Origin of the sequence: Parashewanella curva (genome assembly GCF_003675895.1) — a bacterium.
Lineage (GTDB): Bacteria > Pseudomonadota > Gammaproteobacteria > Enterobacterales > Shewanellaceae > Parashewanella > Parashewanella curva.
On record NZ_ML014973.1, the window covers coordinates 1 to 541 of the forward strand.

Sequence of the window (541 nt, forward strand, 5' to 3'; positions counted from 1 at the left end):
GAGGACATCAAAGATAAGCGAGTGTTGAAGCTGATAGGTCAGTATCTTAGATGCGGACTAATGCGAAATGGAGTAGTAGAAGAGAGACAAAGAGGCACACCACAGGGTGGACCTCTGTCGCCTTTGTTATCAAATATCGTATTAGATGAGCTTGATAAAGAGCTTGAGCGTAGAGGTCATAAGTTCTGTAGATACGCAGACGATAGTGTGCAAATTTACGTAGGTAGTGAAAAGACGGCAGAACGAGTAAAAGCCTCAATCACAGACTTTCTGGAAAGCAAACTCAAGCTCAAAGTAAACCGAGCGAAAAGTGCGGCCAGTAAAGTGAGTGAGCGAAATTATTTAGGTCACAAGTTTCAGCAATCAGGAAGAATAGGCATAAGCCAAGCTTCGATAAAGAAGATGAAGAAGCGAGTGCGAGTCATTACGAAGCGCAATCGAGGAAGAAATGAATTAGTAATCATTAAAGAACTAAATCAGTTCTTACGAGGTTGGCAACACTACTTCAAGCTCGGAATAAAGAAAGGGCAAATGAGTGACC

The 541-nt window shown here is 42.1% G+C and carries 1 protein-coding gene; it reads left to right on the forward strand.

Features of this window, described 5'->3' with window-relative positions:
* Positions 1 to 60: 60 nt before the first annotated feature.
* A partial coding sequence (locus D5018_RS21505) for a reverse transcriptase domain-containing protein (protein WP_243637494.1) occupies positions 61 to 541 on the forward strand: 481 nt, incomplete at its 3' end.